The 16,251-nt window shown below is 64.0% G+C and carries 19 protein-coding genes; 8 read left to right on the top strand and 11 right to left on the bottom strand.

Features of this window, described 5'->3' with window-relative positions; translation table 11 throughout:
• Window positions 1-6: 6 nt before the first annotated feature.
• The gene (locus OC446_RS06370) at window positions 7-807 is read right to left on the bottom strand and encodes an HAD-IIB family hydrolase (protein WP_262028212.1); all 801 of its coding nucleotides are present in this window, start codon (window positions 805-807) and stop codon (window positions 7-9) included.
• 162 nt (window positions 808-969) lie between these two features.
• Between OC446_RS06370 and OC446_RS06365 the strand changes: the two genes are divergently transcribed.
• On the top strand, window positions 970-2,223 hold the full coding sequence (locus OC446_RS06365) for a glycerate kinase (protein ID WP_262028211.1): 1,254 nt from the start codon (window positions 970-972) through the stop codon (window positions 2,221-2,223).
• A gap of 18 nt (window positions 2,224-2,241) precedes the next feature.
• Here the strand turns inward: OC446_RS06365 and OC446_RS06360 are convergent, their stop codons facing one another.
• Window positions 2,242-2,931 carry a sensor histidine kinase gene (locus OC446_RS06360; protein ID WP_262028210.1) on the bottom strand — a complete coding sequence of 230 codons (690 nt, stop codon included), beginning with the start codon at window positions 2,929-2,931 and terminating at the stop codon, window positions 2,242-2,244.
• Window positions 2,932-3,370: 439 nt separating this feature from the next.
• Between OC446_RS06360 and OC446_RS06355 the strand changes: the two genes are divergently transcribed.
• Complete coding sequence (locus OC446_RS06355; protein WP_262028209.1) at window positions 3,371-3,547, top strand: CsbD family protein; 177 nt, start codon at window positions 3,371-3,373, stop codon at window positions 3,545-3,547.
• Window positions 3,548-3,588: 41 nt separating this feature from the next.
• On the opposite strand, the gene OC446_RS06350 is transcribed toward OC446_RS06355, so the two are convergent.
• Genes OC446_RS06350 through OC446_RS06340 form a run of 3 tightly spaced genes read right to left on the bottom strand, consistent with a single transcriptional unit; the run spans window position 3,589 to window position 5,578 of the window.
• A complete protein-coding gene (locus tag OC446_RS06350) occupies window positions 3,589-3,819 on the bottom strand; it encodes a sulfurtransferase TusA family protein (RefSeq protein ID WP_262028208.1) in 231 nt (76 codons plus the stop codon).
• On the bottom strand, window positions 3,816-4,442 hold the full coding sequence (gene mobA, locus OC446_RS06345) for a molybdenum cofactor guanylyltransferase MobA (RefSeq protein ID WP_262028207.1): 627 nt from the start codon (window positions 4,440-4,442) through the stop codon (window positions 3,816-3,818). The genes OC446_RS06350 and mobA overlap by 4 nt, the downstream gene beginning before the upstream one ends.
• Window positions 4,443-4,453: 11 nt before the next feature.
• A complete protein-coding gene (locus OC446_RS06340; RefSeq protein ID WP_262028206.1) occupies window positions 4,454-5,578 on the bottom strand; it encodes an Mrp/NBP35 family ATP-binding protein in 1,125 nt (374 codons plus the stop codon).
• A gap of 218 nt (window positions 5,579-5,796) precedes the next feature.
• Between OC446_RS06340 and OC446_RS06335 the strand changes: the two genes are divergently transcribed.
• From OC446_RS06335 to OC446_RS06315, 5 genes are all read left to right on the top strand, one after another.
• Window positions 5,797-6,300: a pyridoxamine 5'-phosphate oxidase family protein gene (locus OC446_RS06335; RefSeq protein ID WP_262028205.1), complete on the top strand. Its 504-nt coding sequence runs from the start codon at window positions 5,797-5,799 to the stop codon at window positions 6,298-6,300.
• Window positions 6,301-6,480: 180 nt separating this feature from the next.
• Window positions 6,481-7,782, top strand: a complete 1,302-nt coding sequence (locus OC446_RS06330) for a PQQ-dependent sugar dehydrogenase (protein ID WP_262028204.1) — start codon at window positions 6,481-6,483, stop codon at window positions 7,780-7,782.
• A 55-nt stretch (window positions 7,783-7,837) separates the two neighbouring features.
• Window positions 7,838-8,167 (top strand): c-type cytochrome, encoded by a 330-nt coding sequence (locus tag OC446_RS06325; RefSeq protein ID WP_262028288.1) that lies wholly within the window; start codon window positions 7,838-7,840, stop codon window positions 8,165-8,167.
• A 93-nt stretch (window positions 8,168-8,260) separates the two neighbouring features.
• Window positions 8,261-9,553, top strand: coding sequence for a nicotinate phosphoribosyltransferase (pncB, locus tag OC446_RS06320; protein ID WP_262028203.1), 1,293 nt, complete (start codon window positions 8,261-8,263; stop codon window positions 9,551-9,553).
• 5 nt (window positions 9,554-9,558) lie between these two features.
• Window positions 9,559-10,329 (top strand): LamB/YcsF family protein, encoded by a 771-nt coding sequence (locus tag OC446_RS06315; protein ID WP_262028202.1) that lies wholly within the window; start codon window positions 9,559-9,561, stop codon window positions 10,327-10,329.
• A 230-nt stretch (window positions 10,330-10,559) separates the two neighbouring features.
• On the opposite strand, the gene OC446_RS06310 is transcribed toward OC446_RS06315, so the two are convergent.
• Window positions 10,560-11,432: an alpha/beta fold hydrolase gene (locus tag OC446_RS06310; protein WP_262028201.1), complete on the bottom strand. Its 873-nt coding sequence runs from the start codon at window positions 11,430-11,432 to the stop codon at window positions 10,560-10,562.
• A 31-nt stretch (window positions 11,433-11,463) separates the two neighbouring features.
• The gene (locus OC446_RS06305) at window positions 11,464-12,006 is read right to left on the bottom strand and encodes a D-Ala-D-Ala carboxypeptidase family metallohydrolase (RefSeq protein ID WP_262028200.1); all 543 of its coding nucleotides are present in this window, start codon (window positions 12,004-12,006) and stop codon (window positions 11,464-11,466) included.
• Between the two features lie 333 nt (window positions 12,007-12,339).
• On the opposite strand from OC446_RS06305, the gene OC446_RS06300 reads away from it, so the two are divergent.
• Window positions 12,340-12,777, top strand: a complete 438-nt coding sequence (locus OC446_RS06300; protein ID WP_262028199.1) for a DUF4112 domain-containing protein — start codon at window positions 12,340-12,342, stop codon at window positions 12,775-12,777.
• A 138-nt stretch (window positions 12,778-12,915) separates the two neighbouring features.
• Here the strand turns inward: OC446_RS06300 and OC446_RS06295 are convergent, their stop codons facing one another.
• The 4 genes from OC446_RS06295 to OC446_RS06280 form a co-directional block, all read right to left on the bottom strand.
• A complete protein-coding gene (locus OC446_RS06295) occupies window positions 12,916-13,725 on the bottom strand; it encodes an ABC transporter ATP-binding protein (RefSeq protein ID WP_262028198.1) in 810 nt (269 codons plus the stop codon).
• Window positions 13,718-14,443, bottom strand: a complete 726-nt coding sequence (locus OC446_RS06290) for an ABC transporter permease (protein WP_262028197.1) — start codon at window positions 14,441-14,443, stop codon at window positions 13,718-13,720. Before OC446_RS06290 ends, OC446_RS06295 begins: the two co-directional genes overlap by 8 nt.
• Window positions 14,443-15,165 carry an ABC transporter permease subunit gene (locus OC446_RS06285; RefSeq protein WP_315986483.1) on the bottom strand — a complete coding sequence of 241 codons (723 nt, stop codon included), beginning with the start codon at window positions 15,163-15,165 and terminating at the stop codon, window positions 14,443-14,445. The genes OC446_RS06290 and OC446_RS06285 overlap by 1 nt, the downstream gene beginning before the upstream one ends.
• A gap of 186 nt (window positions 15,166-15,351) precedes the next feature.
• Window positions 15,352-16,197 carry a lysine/arginine/ornithine ABC transporter substrate-binding protein gene (locus tag OC446_RS06280; protein ID WP_262028196.1) on the bottom strand — a complete coding sequence of 282 codons (846 nt, stop codon included), beginning with the start codon at window positions 16,195-16,197 and terminating at the stop codon, window positions 15,352-15,354.
• Window positions 16,198-16,251 lie beyond the last annotated feature (54 nt).

The raw sequence follows: 16,251 nt of genomic DNA, 5'->3' as shown, positions 1-16,251 counted from the left end.
GGTCCTTCATCCGCGTCTTGCGTCCAGCAGCAGGCGGGCGAGTTCGGCGAAGCCGTCGCCCGAATGGCCCCTTGTGACATAGGCGGGCTTGCTGGTCAGGCGATGCGCGAAAGACTCAATATTGGCGACGCCGACGCTCAAGGGAAAAGCCGCGAACATCGGCTCGTCGTTCGGCGAGTCGCCCGCATAGACCACGGCCTTCCTGGCCTCTTCCCAATCCATGCCGAACACGTCGGACAAGAGGGTCTTGGCCATGCTCAGCTTGTTATAGTCGCCGAACCAGCCGTTCACATGGATGGAGCTGACCTTCGCCTGCGCGCCCGCACGCTCGAAAATGGACACGATTCTGTCCACCTCCGATTCCGGCAGCGCGGGAACGTCCTCGCAGAAGTCGATAGCAAGGTCCGCCACGCGATAAGCTTGGTCGCTGGCGAGCGCCGAGCCGGGGACACTGGCGAGCACTTCCGACTCGATGGCATCGAGCTTCTCACGATTGCGCTTCAGCTCCTCCCGGCTCGCCCAGAATCGCTGCTCCATCGTCTTGCGCTCGCGGTCATAGCGGAAATAGAAGGCGCCGTTCTCTCCCACCACCGCATCCACCGGCCACATGCGGGCGATATGATCGCACCATCCGGCCGGTCTGCCCGTCACGGGAATGACGAGGAAGCCGGCGCGATGAAGCTCCTCCAACGCACCATACGCCGAAGCCGTCAGCATTCCTTCGGACGTGATGGTGTCATCGATATCGGTCAGCATCACACGAACGGCGCGTGCCGTTTCCAGCGGCATCTGTGAGAGGGGAAGCATGGTCATCCTTGAGAGGGTAAGAAGATCGTAAGACGGCTAATTGCCTGTCTTTAAGCATGATCCTGTGGAGAGATCCAAGAGCTTTGATAGCGACATAGGCCGCCTGTGCGCAATCCGCCGGTTGAGGCTTCACGCGGGGGATTTCTGACGTAAAGTGACGCCATGCCAAACGATGCCGAAATCCTCCTCGCCCTGTTCGATGCCGCTCTCAAGGCTGCTCTCCCGGATGGTCAGTTCGACGGTCGCCTGCCTCCTCGCCCCAAAGGGCGAACGATCGTCCTCGGCGCCGGAAAGGCCTCGGCCCGCATGGCGGCCGCCTTCGAGGAAGCCTGGAGCCGTGTGGGAGGAACCTGCGAAGGGCTCGTGGTCACCCGGTATGGACACGCGGTGCCGACGAAAAGCGTGGAAATCGTCGAGGCTGCGCATCCCGTCCCGGACGAGGCCGGTCTGAAGGCCGCCCGGCGCATCCTGGACCTGGCGCGCGATGCTGGCCCCGATGATCTCGTCGTGTGCCTCATGTCCGGCGGAGCCTCGGCGCTCCTGTCGCTGCCAGCCGAGGGCGTAACCCTCGCCGACAAGCAGGATCTGAACCGGGCGCTGTTGAAATCGGGTGCGCCCATCGGGGAGATGAACCTGGTGCGCAAGTCCCTCTCGGCCATCAAGGGCGGCAGGCTCGCGGCCGCCATCGGCAAGGCGCAGCTCGTCACCTATCTGATTTCGGACGTTCCTGGCGACGATCCCGGCAGCATCGGGTCCGGCCCGACGATACCCGAGCGCGTCGACCCCGATGTGGCTCTCGGGATCCTGCGCAAATACGGCATCGCCGTGCCCGAACACGTCATCAGGACTATCCGCTCCAACGCCGTCACCCAGCCGGTGGAGGGCGGCGCGGTGCATATGTTGTCGACCCCCAAAATGGCGCTCGACGCGGCCGCTGCGCGAGCCCGTGAGCTGGGGCTGACGCCGCTCGTCCTCGGCGATGCGCTCGAAGGCGAGGCGCGGGAGGTGGGCCGCGTCATGGCAGGCATTGCCCGTTCCGTCCTGCTGCATGGAGAGCCTGTGAAAGCGCCATGCGTCCTGCTCTCCGGCGGCGAGACGACGGTGACGGTGCGGGGGCAGGGCAGAGGCGGACGCAATGCCGAGTTCCTGTTGTCCCTGGCCCTGTCCTTGAAGGACGAGGACAAGATCTCGGCCATTGCCTGCGATACGGACGGCATCGACGGCTCCGAGGACAACGCGGGCGCCTGGTTCGACGGAGGCCTGTTCGAGAGCGCCCGCGCGAAAGGGATAGACCTCGCGGCGCACTTGGACAGGAACGACGCCTACACGGCCTTCGCGCAGCTCGACAGGCTCGTCGTGACCGGTCCGACGCTGACCAACGTGAACGATTTCCGGTGCATCCTCATCCGCTCGTGAGCGATGCGGGATGGCGGCTCAAATGGAATAGCTGAGTCCCGTCGTGTTCATTTCCGGCAGGAGCATCGTGACCTTGGTCCCATGACCTTCCTGGCTCTCGATCTCCAGGTCTCCGCCGTGAAGCTTGAGAATGTACCAGGCAAGGCTCAGGCCGAGGCCGGTGCCCGGCAGTTTCTTCACGTTCTGACCGCGGAAGAAGGGTTGCGTGATGAGAGGCAGATCCCGTTCCGGGATGCCGATTCCCTGATCCTGGACCACGAGGCGGATCATGCTGCCCCTCTTGCGGGTGGTCACCTCGATCGGCTGATCCGGACGAGAATATTTCATCGCGTTCGACAGGACGATGACAAGGGCCTGTTCCAGAAGGATCTGGTCACCGATCACGATTTTCGGCAGCCCGCGAAGCTGGAGGTGAAAAGGGCGGTCGGGTTCCTGTTCGCCTTGTTCTCGACACGTCCGGCGGATGAGCTCCCCCAGGTCGAATTCGCCCGAGTTGAGCACGATCCCGCCGGCGGTTGCGCGGGAATAGGACAGGATCGTGTCGATCAGTTCGTCGAGGCGCAGGCTCGCACGCCAGATCTTTTCGGCTTTTGCCCGGATCTCTTGGGTGCTGAGCCGGTCGGCTCGCCGGACGAGGCCTTGGGCCAAGGCATTGATGGCCGACAGCGGCGCCTTCAGTTGGTGGGCCAGGAGGGTGACACGGTCCATGGAATGAGCCGAGCCCCTCGATGCGGTCCGGCCATTTCTACGACGAGAGGTTTTGGGACCCGGGGAATGTCTGGAGGGTGGGGACAAGGACAGGCTCTTTTTGACTATATAACGTTCTATTCGAGCTCCAATTAGTGCGCCCGGATCAGTTGTCCATCCTCTCTCCTGCGAGATTGGCCAGGAGTGTCAGCGGCCGTTGAATAAGATTTGGATATGAATGGCGAGCGTATTGTTGCCAATAGTCGTATGATGTCCGGTTGATAATATCTCGAAATTTTAAATTTATACGTAAGTATAAATCAATGAATATCGAATTTGGCGATGATAAAGAGGTCACTCTACATGTTCGCGATCAGGATTGTCGCAGCCTGCATTTCGTTGAAACCAACCGTCCAAAGCGGCGTTGCCTCCCCAGACGACAAGTTTCAGGAGAAGCATCATGGATAACGATCGCGCCGAAGGCAGCATGAAGAACGTGAAGGGCCGCATCAAGGAAGGCCTGGGCAAGGTCCTGGGTGATTCCAAGATGGAAGCCGAAGGCAAGATGGATAAGGCCGAGGGCAAGATCCAGAACACCGTCGGCGGCATCAAGGATTCGCTGCGCAAGAATCCTTAATCGCAGATGATGGAAAGGGCCCGGCATTTGCCGGGCCTTTTTCATGTGGAGTGTTCGGCCTTGCGGATCAGGAAGCTGATCCGGGAGGCTTCCTGTTTTTGCTCTTCCAGAATGTCGCCTGTTTCCCGGATCAGGTTGGGCACGTCGATCCCCGCGAGCGGATCCGTGCAGATGACGTGCAGTCGCTCGCCGGCCGCCAGCGAACGCAGGGCCTTTCGAGTGCGCAGGACCGGGAGCGGGCATTTCAGGCCGGAGAGATCGAGCTCGGTCATCGTGCGCCTTCCTGCCGTGCCGACAGGCCCGCCTCGGCCAAATCCTCCGGCGTGTTGATGTTGAAGAACGGGTCCGTGGCCTCGATAGGCCATGAAGCCTGTGCATATCCGTGACGCCCCGCCCAATCCCGGATGCGGCGGGTCCCCTCGGCCAGGAGCGCCCGGCGCAGATCGTCCTGCAAGGCGACGGGCCAGAGGCCGACTGCGAAATGGATCCGCGAGCCCGACGACGCGCAGGCGAGGGGTTGCGCCGATGCAAGGCGCGCATGATGCAGGCGCTGGACCAGGTCGGCCGGGATGAACGGCGTATCGCCCGGAACGCTCACGACCCATGCGATGCCGGGACGATGAGCTGCGGTCCATTCTAGCGCCGTCAGAATGCCCGACAGCGGACCCAGATGACCTTCGATCAAATCTGGCACGACGGGATAGGGAGAAGTCCCGAAACGGCTGATGTCGCCATTCGCATTCACAATCAGGCCGTCGCATTGCGGCGCGAGGCGCTGCGCCGCATGGTCGAGAAGCGTCAGCCCGTCGACCGTCAGGAGAACCTTGTCGCCGCCTCCCATGCGCCGCGACAGGCCACCCGCCAGCACGACGCCAAGCGTGGGAGGCGGCGTCATGCCGGACCCGCTCACTCGATCACGATGCGTGGCGCGGGCCGTGCGGCTGCGCCGCCTGCGAGCGAGGACCAGACCTGCCGCGCCATGTCCTTGTAGATCGTCGCATGCGGCCCGTCGGGATCGGCGACCACCACGGGGCGCCCCGCATCCGAAAGCTCACGGATGGTCATGTTGAGCGGAACTTCGCCCAGGAAGGGAACGCCCAGGCGCTGGGCCTCCTCACGCGCGCCGCCATGGCCGAAGATGTGGGAGCTCTGGCCGCAATGGGGGCAGACGAAGGTCGCCATGTTCTCGACGATGCCGAGGATCGGGATCTCCACGCGCTTGAACATGGAGACACCGCGCCGCGCATCGATCAGCGCGAGGTCCTGCGGGGTGGAGACGATCACCGCGCCGGCCAAGGGCGTCGCCTGCGCCATGGTGAGCTGCGCATCGCCCGTGCCGGGCGGCATGTCGACGACGAGAACGTCGAGATCGCCCCAGGCCACTTCGCGCAGCATCTGGGTGATGGCCGACATCACCATCGGGCCGCGCCAGATCATGGCGGCCTCTTCCTCGACGAGGAAACCGATGGACATGACCTTGAGGCCGTAGGCCTCCATGGGTTCCAGAACCCGGTTCTCGAGCAGGCGCGGCTTGCCGTGGATGCCGAGGAGCTTCGGCATGGAGGGACCGTAGATGTCGGCGTCGAGCAGGCCGACCTTCAGGCCCATCGCCTTTAACCCGAGTGCCAGGTTGCAGGCGGTGGTGGATTTGCCGACGCCGCCCTTGCCCGAAGCGACGGCGATCACGTGCTGCACGCCCGGGATACGTTGGTTCCGCGGCTGCGCCGCCGCGTGCGGGCGCTGCGGCGCGGAGGGAGAGGAGGCAGCGCCGGAGCCGGCGGGCCGGTCGGCCGTGAGGCTCGCGAAGACGCCCTTCACGGCCGGCAGGCCCTGCACGGCCGCGACGGCGGCCTGGCGCACCTGCTCCATGGCGGCGGCCTCGCTGGGCTGAATGGTGATCGCGAACATCACCCGGCCCGCATCGTCCACCACCACGTCGGACAGGCGGCCCGACGCGACGAGGTTGGTTCCGCCTGCATCGACCGGAACGGTCGACAGAGCCTGCAGCACGTGCTCACGGGTAATTGCCACGATGAAGTCTCCTGAATGGCTCCGAGGTTCTGACCTTCATGTATAGGCCCGGAGCGCATCCGTTAAGACGCGCCCGCGGGGCCTTGTGCGATATCCCGAACCAAACCGCACCTTGTCCGTTGTTCACCGGACCCCTCGGGAGCCGGTTCGACCGGTCGCAGGGCCGCCTTCGATGATCGCTCCCGGGAACCTGTCGTACAAGATCTGAGGAGACGAGGATGCACCAGCACGGCCATAACGATCCGAACGCCGGAAAGCTCTATGAGCTGATCAAGGACGTGAAGATCGCCATGATGACCACCGTCGATACGGACGGAACGCTTCACAGCCGCCCCATGCACAACCAGGAGGCGGACGAGCATGGCGATCTCTGGTTCTTCACCCAGATCCAGTCTCCCAAGACGACGGAGCTCTCCCGCGACAACGAGGTGAACCTCGCCTATTCCGATCCGAGCAGCCAGACCTACGTGTCGGTGACCGGCAAGGCCGAGATCGTGCGCGACAAGGCAACGATCGAGGAGAAGTGGTCGGAGCCCCTGCGCGCCTGGTTCCCGAAGGGCGTCGACGATCCGCAGATCGCCCTGATCCGCGTTCATCCGGCCAAGGGCGAATACTGGGACAGCCCGTCCTCGACCCTGGTGCATCTCTACGGCTATGCCAAGGCCGCCATTACCGGCGAGCAGCCGAAGCCCGGCGATCAGGCGAAGGTCAACCTGAGCTGATTTCCGCCGCAGCGCGAAATATTCAGGGGCCGCGTGCGGCCCCTTTTTCTTTGCTCTTATTCGCTCCTTCCGCTGTGGAAGTGGCTTGAGTATGATCTATGTTAAGAATTGGCTGGGGAGCGCATTCGAACACGGACACACAACGATAAAATCATAAGGGGCAGTCTCTCGGAGGAATCGATGAAGTTCATCTGGCTTGCTGCTGTCTCAACGGTTGTTCTTGCGTCCTCAGCTTTTGCCCAGCCTGCCGTCCAGGGAGGCGCCGGGAATACACCATCGGCGACGCAATCGCCGACGGGCAACCTGGAACGCCTGAGCGGCTTCCGCGCCACCGACACGCCGCCGCCCAAACCGATTCCACAGGAGGGCCGCAGGGCCGATGCTCTCAGGCGCAATCTCGAGAAGATCAAGCTGCCGGACGGATTCAAAATCGATCTTTACGCCGTGGTTCCCGATGCCCGCCATATGGCCGTCGGGCCCAATGCCGGCGTCGTTTTCGTCGGAACCCGCAAGAGCAACGTCTACACGGTGACGGATCGCGACAAGGATCGCGTGGCCGACGAGGTCGTCCCGTTCGGGGCGGCCGTCACCTTCAAGATCCCCAACGGCGTTTGCTTCTCGCCCGATGGGATCCTCTACATCGTCGAACAGAACCGGGTGATCCAGTTCCCGGCCGCCGAGTTCTTCTACGAGGGTGGCGCCGATGTTCCCATCTTCCAGGTCGTGAAGCAGGGTGATCTCATTCCGCCCGCCGAGGAAAGCTTCAATCATACCGCCCGCGTCTGCCGGATCGGACCAGACAATAAGCTCTATATCGCCCTTGGCCAGCCCTTCAACGTGCCGCCCAAAGACAAGCTCGATCTCTACAAGAAGGTCGGGATCGGCGGCATCATCCGCATGGACCAGGACGGCAAGAACCGCGAGGTCTATGCGACGGGCATCCGCAATTCGGTCGGGATGGACTTCAATCCCGCCGACAAGTCTCTCTGGTTCACGGACAACCAGGTCGACGGCATGGGCGACGACCAACCTCCCGGGGAGCTCAACCGCATTGCCAGCATGGGGCAGAACTTCGGCTTCCCCTGGTATGGCGGCGGCACCGTCCGCACGGTCGAGTACAAGGACGATCCGGTCCCGGCCGGGGTGATCGGCCCGCAGGCCGAGATGGCTCCGCACGCGGCCGATCTCGGCATGATGTTCTACACGGGCAAGATGTTCCCGCAGACCTACCAGGGTGGCATCTTCTCGGCCCAGCACGGCTCCTGGAACCGCACCAAGCCTATCGGCGCGCGGGTTATGTTCACGCCGGTCAAGCCGGATGGCACGGCGGACAAGCCGCAAGTCTTCGCAGAGGGATGGCTGACGGAGAACGGTGAGTATCTCGGGCGGCCGGTCGATGTCGCAATGCTGCCTGACGGGTCTCTCCTGGTCTCGGACGATACCGCCGGAGCGATCTATCGTATATCCTACGAAGGACGCTGAGCATTTCTCGATGGGCGCCCCGTGCGGGCGCCCGCTTCTCCCGGGACCGTCCATGATGAAATCGATCCATGCTCTTGCCCTGGCGGGTCTCCTCCTGGGTGGCCTCGCGGCCGATCCGGCCTTTGCCGGAGACGCCCGGGCGGGGCGCCAGAAGCTCACCACCTGCCAGGGCTGCCACGGCCTCGACGGCCTCTCGAAGAACCCGGAAGCGCCCAATCTGGCCGGTCAGGTCGAGAGCTACATCGTCCGCAGCCTCGAAGCCTATCGCTCGGGTGATCGCAAGAACGAATCCATGAATATTGTAGCAAAGGAGCTGTCGGACGAGGATATCGCCGACGTGGCGGCCTACTACGCCTCGATCCAGGTGGATGTCCTGCCGCCCTGACGGGACTGCATGGAAGTCCTGTAGCCGGCGCTCTTTCATACCGGGCACGCCTTCGCTATTGTCTCGCCTCCTTTGAGTGGCAAGGAGCAGGCGATGGTGGACATCGCGACCCGGGTCTACAACCATACTTGGAAGATCGACCCGATCGTCCGGTCCGTTCTGGATACGGATTTCTACAAGCTCCTGATGGCGCAGACGATCTTTCGCCGCCACAGGGACGTGCAGGTCACGTTCGGCATCCATAACCGCACCACCCGCATCCGCCTGGGCGATATCATCGATATCGGTGAGCTGCGCGAGCAGCTCGACCATGTGCGCAGCCTCTCGCTGACGCGGGGCGAGTCCACATGGCTGCGCGGCAATACCTTCTACGGCAAGCGGCAGATGTTCTCGCCGGAATTCATGGACTGGCTCGAGACCTTCCGCTTTCCGGAATACCTGCTCGAGAAGGAGGACGGCCAATATGTGCTGACCTTCCACGGCCGCTGGATCGAGACCACCATGTGGGAGATCCCGGCCCTCGCCATCCTCAACGAGTTGCGCTCGCGCGGCGTGCTCAAGGGCATGGGCAAGTTCGAGCTGCAGGTTCTCTACGCCCGCGCCATGACGCGTGTCTGGGAGAAGATACAGCGACTCAAGCAGATTCCCGATCTGTCGATCTCCGATTTCGGCACGCGCCGCCGCCATGGCTTCCTGTGGCAGGATTGGTGCGTGCAGGCGATGATCGAGGGTCTTGGCCCTTCCTTCCTCGGCACGTCCAACTGCCTCATCGCCATGCGCCGCGAGGTCGAGGCCGTGGGCACGAACGCCCATGAACTGCCGATGGTCTATGCGGCCCTGACCGACAGCGACGAGGAGCTCGCCGAATCGCCGTACCAGGTGCTGGCGGATTGGCAGCAGGATTACGAGGGCAACCTGCGCATCATCCTGCCCGATACCTACGGCACCACGAACTTCCTGCAGAACGCGCCCGAGTGGGTGGCGTCGTGGACGGGCATCAGGGTGGATTCCAAGGATCCGATCGAGGGCGGCGAGGAAGCCATCGAGTGGTGGCGTCAGCGCGGACAGAATCCGAAGGAGAAGCTCGCGATCTTCTCCGATGGGCTCGATGTGGATTTGATCGAGCGGATCCATCGGCATTTTCGCGGGCGCATGCGCATGGGTTACGGCTGGGGCACGCTCCTCACCAACGATTTCCGCGGCTTGGCGCCTGACGGTGCGCTCGACCCGATCTCCATCGTGTGCAAGGTCATCTCGGCCGACGAAAGGCCGACGGTGAAACTCTCCGACAATCCAACGAAGGCCATGGGGCCGAAGGCGGAAATCGAGCGCTACAAGCGCATCTTCCACGTGGGCCAGCAAACGGCCAAACCTGTTCTGGTGTGACGGACATGATCATCGATCTCAACTGCGACATGGGTGAGGGCTTCGGCCCCTGGCCGATGGGAGACGACGAGGCGATGCTCGACATCGTCTCGTCGGCCAACATCGCCTGCGGCTATCATGCGGGCGATCCGTCCATCATGTTTCGCACGGCCGAGATGGCGAAGCGGAAGGGCGTCGCAATCGGGGCGCATCCGGGCTTCAACGACCTGCACGGCTTCGGCCGCCGCGCGATCCGCGGCGACAGCCCGGCGGAGATCGAGCGCATGGTGGCCTATCAGATCGGCGCCATGCAGGCCCTCGCGGCGCTCGCCGGGCACAAGGTCACCTATGTGAAGGCGCATGGCTCGCTCAACAATATGGCGAACGAGGACATGGATCTCGCGCTCGCCATCGCCCGCGCCATCAAGGGCGTCGATGCCGGCCTCGTCAATGTGTGCATGCCCGGTCTTCTGATGGAAAAGGCGTCGGACCAGCTCGGCGTGAAGGTCGCGCGCGAGATCTTCGCCGACCGCACCTACGAGGACGATGGTACGCTCACCAGCCGGAAAAAGCCCGGTTCCGTGCTGCACGACGCGGAATTCGCCGCCGAGCGCATTCTCCGGGCCGTCCAGGACCGGGCGATCACGACGGTGTCGGGAAAGCGGATCCCGGTCGAGATCGACACGATCTGCGTGCACGGCGACGAGCCGAGCGCCGTCGTCATGGCCCGCACGGTCCGCGCGAAACTGGAGGCGAACGGCATCACCATCGCGCCGTTCGCAAAGGCCAGGGCGTAGAGGTCCTTTCGCTTCCGAGACCGGAGTGGTGAGTGTCATCCCCGGCGAGCCGAAGGCGAGGGAAGGGGATCCATGGCGCTGCGCCTGTCAGTGGTTTCCCTTCCCCTCCGATGGCTTCGCCATCTCCGGCCGGGAATGACACTGGGGAGCTCTCACCACGTCATGGCCTCCCCGGATCAAGTCCGGGAAGGCCATGACGTGAGCGGGTGTTGGCCGCAGACGCGTGAGCGTCAACCTTCAAATGCTCGCGCGAGAAACGGCTCCAGGGCCGCCAGCGTTTCGTCCGGCGCTTCCTCGGCGAGGTAGTGGCCGCAATCGATGCCGTGGCCTTCCACGCTGTCGGCCCAGTCGCGCCAGACGGCAAGAACGTCGTACCAGCGCTCCAGGCCGTTCTTCAGACCCCAGAGAGCCTGCACCGGACAGGCGATGCGGCGCCCGGCCTTCTGGTCCTCTTCGTCGAGACGCATGTCGATGGTCGCGCCGGCCCGGTAATCCTCGCACATGGCGTGGATCGTCTCGGGGTTCGTGTAGCAGCGCCGGTATTCGGCCAGCGCCGCTTCGTCGAAGAGCGAGCGTCCCCGGCGCAGGTAGAACACGTCCGGGTCGGATGCGATCAGGCGCTCGGGGATGGGATGGGGTTGAGCGAGGAAGAACCAGTGCCAGTAGCCCATGGCGAAGGCCATGTCCGTACGCTGGAAGTGCTCGGCCGTCGGAATGATGTCGAGAACCGACAGTGCGATGATCCGGTCCGGGTGGTCGAGCGCCATGCGATAGGCGCAGCGCCCGCCGCGGTCGTGGCCGACGACGGCGAAGCGCTCGAAGCCGAGAGCCTGCATCGCCCCGACCTGATCGCGCGCCATGGCGCGCTTGGAATAAGGCTCGTGGTCGGGCGTGGTCGGCGGCTTCGCGCTGTCGCCGTAGCCGCGAAGATCGGCGCAGACGATCGTGTAGTTCCGGGCCAGATTCGGCGCCACCTTGTGCCACATGGCATGGGTCTGTGGATGTCCATGCAGCAGAAGGACCGGCGGTCCGCTTCCGGCGTGGCGGAGATTGATGACGGCCTCGGAGGTTTCGATCCGGCGATGGGTGAAATTCTCGAACATGCTGCTGTTGTATCGAAGACGATCCGGGGCGTCACCAGGAACGGCGTTCCCCGTTGTCGATGTGAATGATGCCGTTTCGATAGATCTTCAGGCCGCCGACCTGAGGAAGTCCCCGCAGATAGGCCATGACGCCGCGCGCGCGGGCTCGCACCCGGAAGTCGACTGCCCGGCAGGCGAGATGCAGGGAATGGCGCGCGCCTCCGGCGCGCCGGTTGCGGCCGCGGCTGCGATGGGTCGACTCGACGCTGACGGGGCCGAACTTCTCCGCCACGGAGGCCACCACTTCGCGCAGATGGCCCGGGATGCAGTCCGTCGGGGCGGTATCGCGCAGAGTGATCGTTCCATGCGCCACCAGCGAGGCGAATCCGGAAAGCGCTTTGGTGTCCGGCAGGCTTCCGGTGACGTCGGCATCGTCGAGGCGGTCGTTGGCCGGCAGGCTGGCGTATTGGGCGGGAGGGACGATCCCGCCGTCGCCGTCGTCGGCTTTGAGTGCGGCCGGGAATGATCCTGCCAGAAACGCGCCCGTGATGATCGCAACCCCGGACAGGCGACGAATGCGGGAATCGGTGCTCATCGGGTTATCCCTTTCCGAGCCCCTACACAGTTGCAGCCGCCGGACCCAGGGTCCGGGCACCGTCGCTGCTTGTTGTCAGATCCCCGACGGGACCGATCGCAGCGTTAGGCAATGCTACCTAAAGTGAGCGTGGTCTTAGGCAAGAACGCCTATCCGGATTCGGCCGCAGGCGGGCTGCCGATCGCCGGCAAAGCTTTGCCCGGCAAGGATTCCCAAGAGAGGAAATTTTGGGTGAGTTACAGGGTAACGGGTCCTGAATCTTGCAGAAGAAGGCCGGAATGCACACATCAAGTCCCGTTGGCCAGTCATGGGACCGGCCGCTCGGAGATGGGAATGACCACTGCTCGCAGCGCTGCTTTCGACGCTATCAGGATGGCCGGTCCGACGCAGGCCGATGCGATCGCGCGCGTCACGCTCGTGGCGAAACTGCTCGACAATGCCGTGCTGATTCCCGGCTTGAACCGGCGCGTCGGCTTCGATGCCCTGATCGGCCTCGTGCCGGGCATCGGCGATGCGGTCTCGGCGGTGCTCGCCAGCTACATCATCTGGGAAGCCCGTCGGCTCGGCCTGCCGCGCTGGAAGATCGCGCGCATGATCGGCAACGTGGCGTTCGACACGGCCATCGGGGCGATCCCGCTCGCGGGCGACGTGTTCGACGTGTTCTTCAAGGCAAACCAGCGCAACCTGCGCATCATCCACGAGCACCTGGGCATGCCCAAGCACGGTCCGGTCGAAATCGACGGCACGGCCGTCCGGGTGGACGAGCGCTAACGGGGCCTCCCTGCCTGTTCACACCACGTCATCACCAGCCTTGTTCCGGTGATCCCGTTCGGAGAGGCGAGGTGCTTCACCGTATCGGGACGGCCGGCACAGGGCCGGCCATGACGTGAGGGGGGCCAGGGCGTCGTTCTAGCGATGGCTCGAGATGAACTGCTTGAAGCGTTCTGATTTCGGAGCGCCGAACACCTCGGTCGGTGCGCCTTCCTCCTCCACCACGCCCTTGTGCAGAAACACGACGCGGTTCGACACGTCGCGGGCGAAGCCCATTTCGTGCGTCACCACCAGCATGGTGCGGCCCTCCTCGGCGAGGGAGCGCATGACGCGCAGGACCTCGCCGACGAGTTCCGGGTCGAGCGCGGAGGTCGGCTCGTCGAACAGCATCACCTTCGGGTGCATGGCGAGCGCCCGCGCGATGGCGGCGCGCTGCTGCTGGCCGCCGGAAAGGTGCGAGGGATACTGATTACGCTTGTCGACGATGCCGACCTTCTGCAGCAGTTCCTCGGCCTCGGCGATGCATTCGGCCTTCGGGCGCTTCTGCACGTGCACCGGCGCTTCGATCACGTTCTCCAGGATGGTCATGTGGGACCAGAGGTTGAAGCTCTGGAACACCATCGCGACGCGCGAGCGGATGCGGTCCACCTGGCGCTGGTCGGCGGGCTCCATGCCCTTGCGGCCTTTTTTCAGCCCGATGGTCTCGCCGCCGATGCGGATCTCGCCGGAATCCGGGACCTCCAGCATGTTGATGCAGCGGAGCATGGTGGACTTGCCGGAGCCGGAGGCGCCGAGGATCGAGATGACGTCGCCTTCCCTCGCGCTCAGCGACACGCCCTTGAGCACCTCGAGATTGCCGAAGCTCTTGCGGAGATTGTTGACGGAGACGGCAGGAGCGGCCTCGGAGGCTGCGGGTTGGGTCGACAAGGATGCAACTCCGTTAGACATGGGCGGCCTCCAGGCGCGGCTCGATGGCCGGGGGGCGGCGCAGATGCGGCGAGAGCCACCATTCGATGGCCATGATGATGCGCGTGATGATGAAGTTGAGGATGAGGTAGATCAGGCCCGCCACGATGAAGACCTCGACCGCGCGGAAGGTCTGCGAGATGAGCTTCGCGGCAAGTCCCGTCACTTCCATCATGGTGATGATGGAGGCCAGCGACGTGGCCTTCACCATGAGGATGATCTCGCTGCCGTAGGCGGGAAGCGCCTGACGGACCGCGATGGGGAAGACGATGCGGCGGAAGAGCAGGAAGCCCGACATGCCGCAGGCGCGCGCCGCTTCGACCTGGTTGTGCGGCACCGATTGCAGGCCGCCGCGGATGATCTCGCTGGCATAGGCGGCGGTGTTGAGGGTGAGCGCGAGCACGGCGCACCAATAGGGCTCGCGGAAGAACGTCCACAATCCCCATGCCTGCAGGGTCGGGCGGAACTGCCCGAGGCCGTAATAGATCAGGAAGATCTGCACGAGCAGGGGCGTTCCCCGGAACACGAACACATATCCTTGAGCCGGCCAGTCGAGCACCTTGATACGCGACATGCGCATAAGGGCCAGGAGCATCGCCAGCACGGCTCCGAGGGCCACCGACGTAAAGGACAGGTTGAGCGTCAGCGGCACCCCGCCCATCAGGGTCAGGAAGGTGTCGCGCATGAAGGCGAAATCCATCAGGAAGCCCTCCGCATGCCACGCATCGAATGAGCCTCCGCGCGCTGGAACAGGTAGGTCGAAACCCAGGTGATGAGCAGGTAGAGGATCGCCGCCGTGACGTAGAAGTCGAAGGGGCGGCGGGTGGAGCCGGCCGCGATATGCGACTGGCGCAGCAGCTCCACGAGGCCCGTCACGGAGATCAGGGCCGATTCCTTGAGCACCAGCTGCCAGGTGTTGCCGAGGCCGGGAATGGCGTAGCGCAGCACCTGCGGGGCGATGATGCGGCGGAACATCAGCCAGCGATGCATACCCACGGACCGGGCGGCTTCGATCTCGCCGCGGCTCACCACCTGATAGGCGCCGCGGAAGACCTCTGCCTGATAGGCGCCCGACACGATCCCGATGGCGAGCGCGCCGGTCACGAAGGCCGGCACGCCGATGAAGCCCTCGGCGCCGAACAGGCTGCCGATGGCGCCGAGCGCCGCGCTGCCGCCGAAATAGAAGAGGTAGATGACGAGAAGATCGGGAATGCCGCGCAGGACGGTGGTGTAGCCGTCCGCCAGGCTGCGGGTCACGAGATTGCCGCCGATCTTCCCCCAGGCCACCAGGGTTCCGACGATGGAGCCCGCAAGGAAGCCGCATATGGCGACGGCGATGGTCATTCCCGCCGCGGTGAGAAGGGCCCATCCCCAACCGTTGGGGCCGAACCCGACGAGCTCGAAATAGCTCAGCTGCTGCACGCTTCAACTTTCCTGAATATGTTTCCCCTCATCGAGGGCGCGAGGGGAGACAGGATCTGTCAAATCCGGCCTTCGACCGGATCGTGTCCCGGGTCCGTGTAGCAGGATCCGGGACTTACTTTCCAGTAGCCAGAAACACCGGATGGCTTCCGAAAGCTTGCCCGCCTTCGGCAACGATGCCCGATGTCAGGCCTGCGGAGTCGCGTCGATCTTGAACCACTTCTCGGACAGCGTCTTGATGGTGCCGTCCTTGATCGCCGCCTGGATCGCCTCGTCGAAGGACTTCTTCAGGTCCGCGTCGTCCTTGCGCATGCCGACGGCGACGCCGCGGCCGAGCAGACCGCCGCGCATACCCGTGCCGGCAATCACCATGTCCTTGAACTCGGGCTTCTCCTGCGTGGCCTTCAGGGCCGCCTGACCGGCGAAGATCGCATCGAGACGGCCGGCGGACAGGTCGAGGTCGTGCTGCTCCGTGGTCTTGTACTCGCGGATCGTGACCGTGTCCTTCAGGTAGGTCTCCACGAACTGCGCGTTCACGGTCGAGGTCTGGACGCCGACGGTCTTGCCCTTCAGGAGCGGCTTCCAGGCCTCGATCGCCTTCTTGGCGCCTTCCGGATCCTTGTCGAGGTTCACCGTCGTACCGGTTCCTGCCAGCTTGGCGAGGGGAGAATCCTTCATCACGCCGAAGCCGTGCGGGGTGGCCGCGTAGGGAACCGAGAAGTTGATCGTCTCGAGGCGCTTGTCCGTGATGTTCATGCCGGCCATGATGGCGTCGTACTTCTTGGCCTGGAGCGCCGGGATGATGCCGTCCCAGTCCTGGGCCACGATCTCGCATTTCACCTTCATGCGGGCGCAGAGGTCGTTGGCGAGATCGATCTCGAAGCCTTCGAGCTTGCCGCCCGCGCCGGTGAAGTTCCACGGCGCGTAAGCGCCTTCAGTCGCGATCTTGACGGTCTTTTCCTGGGCGGAGGCGCCGCCAACGGCGAGCACCGAGGCCAACAGGCCGAAACCCAATGTCTTGAAGAATGTCATCGTCTTCCCTCTGGTCAGCTTGGACTGATCCTATTGTCGGATGAAGGTCGTAGC

The sequence above is a fragment of the Microvirga sp. Mcv34 genome, from assembly GCF_024519725.1.
GTDB lineage: Bacteria > Pseudomonadota > Alphaproteobacteria > Rhizobiales > Beijerinckiaceae > Microvirga.
Note: the sequence above shows the minus strand (reverse complement) of the source record. Positions and strands in the feature narration are given on the sequence as shown.

What these genes read in the sequence shown, in the direction of transcription:
- mobA (WP_262028207.1), bottom strand. Translation starts at nt 4,442, where the DNA reads ATGACGCCGCCTCCCACGCTTGGCGTCGTGCTGGCGGGTGGCCTGTCG.
- OC446_RS06300 (WP_262028199.1), top strand. Translation starts at nt 12,340, where the DNA reads ATGACCACTGCTCGCAGCGCTGCTTTCGACGCTATCAGGATGGCCGGT.
- OC446_RS06305 (WP_262028200.1), bottom strand. Translation starts at nt 12,006, where the DNA reads ATGAGCACCGATTCCCGCATTCGTCGCCTGTCCGGGGTTGCGATCATC.
- OC446_RS06370 (WP_262028212.1), bottom strand. Translation starts at nt 807, where the DNA reads ATGCTTCCCCTCTCACAGATGCCGCTGGAAACGGCACGCGCCGTTCGT.
- OC446_RS06325 (WP_262028288.1), top strand. Translation starts at nt 7,838, where the DNA reads ATGAAATCGATCCATGCTCTTGCCCTGGCGGGTCTCCTCCTGGGTGGC.
- OC446_RS06280 (WP_262028196.1), bottom strand. Translation starts at nt 16,197, where the DNA reads ATGACATTCTTCAAGACATTGGGTTTCGGCCTGTTGGCCTCGGTGCTC.
- OC446_RS06295 (WP_262028198.1), bottom strand. Translation starts at nt 13,725, where the DNA reads ATGTCTAACGGAGTTGCATCCTTGTCGACCCAACCCGCAGCCTCCGAG.
- OC446_RS06315 (WP_262028202.1), top strand. Translation starts at nt 9,559, where the DNA reads ATGATCATCGATCTCAACTGCGACATGGGTGAGGGCTTCGGCCCCTGG.
- OC446_RS06330 (WP_262028204.1), top strand. Translation starts at nt 6,481, where the DNA reads ATGAAGTTCATCTGGCTTGCTGCTGTCTCAACGGTTGTTCTTGCGTCC.
- OC446_RS06335 (WP_262028205.1), top strand. Translation starts at nt 5,797, where the DNA reads ATGCACCAGCACGGCCATAACGATCCGAACGCCGGAAAGCTCTATGAG.
- OC446_RS06350 (WP_262028208.1), bottom strand. Translation starts at nt 3,819, where the DNA reads ATGACCGAGCTCGATCTCTCCGGCCTGAAATGCCCGCTCCCGGTCCTG.
- OC446_RS06355 (WP_262028209.1), top strand. Translation starts at nt 3,371, where the DNA reads ATGGATAACGATCGCGCCGAAGGCAGCATGAAGAACGTGAAGGGCCGC.
- OC446_RS06360 (WP_262028210.1), bottom strand. Translation starts at nt 2,931, where the DNA reads ATGGACCGTGTCACCCTCCTGGCCCACCAACTGAAGGCGCCGCTGTCG.
- OC446_RS06365 (WP_262028211.1), top strand. Translation starts at nt 970, where the DNA reads ATGCCAAACGATGCCGAAATCCTCCTCGCCCTGTTCGATGCCGCTCTC.
- OC446_RS06310 (WP_262028201.1), bottom strand. Translation starts at nt 11,432, where the DNA reads ATGTTCGAGAATTTCACCCATCGCCGGATCGAAACCTCCGAGGCCGTC.
- pncB (WP_262028203.1), top strand. Translation starts at nt 8,261, where the DNA reads ATGGTGGACATCGCGACCCGGGTCTACAACCATACTTGGAAGATCGAC.
- OC446_RS06290 (WP_262028197.1), bottom strand. Translation starts at nt 14,443, where the DNA reads ATGGATTTCGCCTTCATGCGCGACACCTTCCTGACCCTGATGGGCGGG.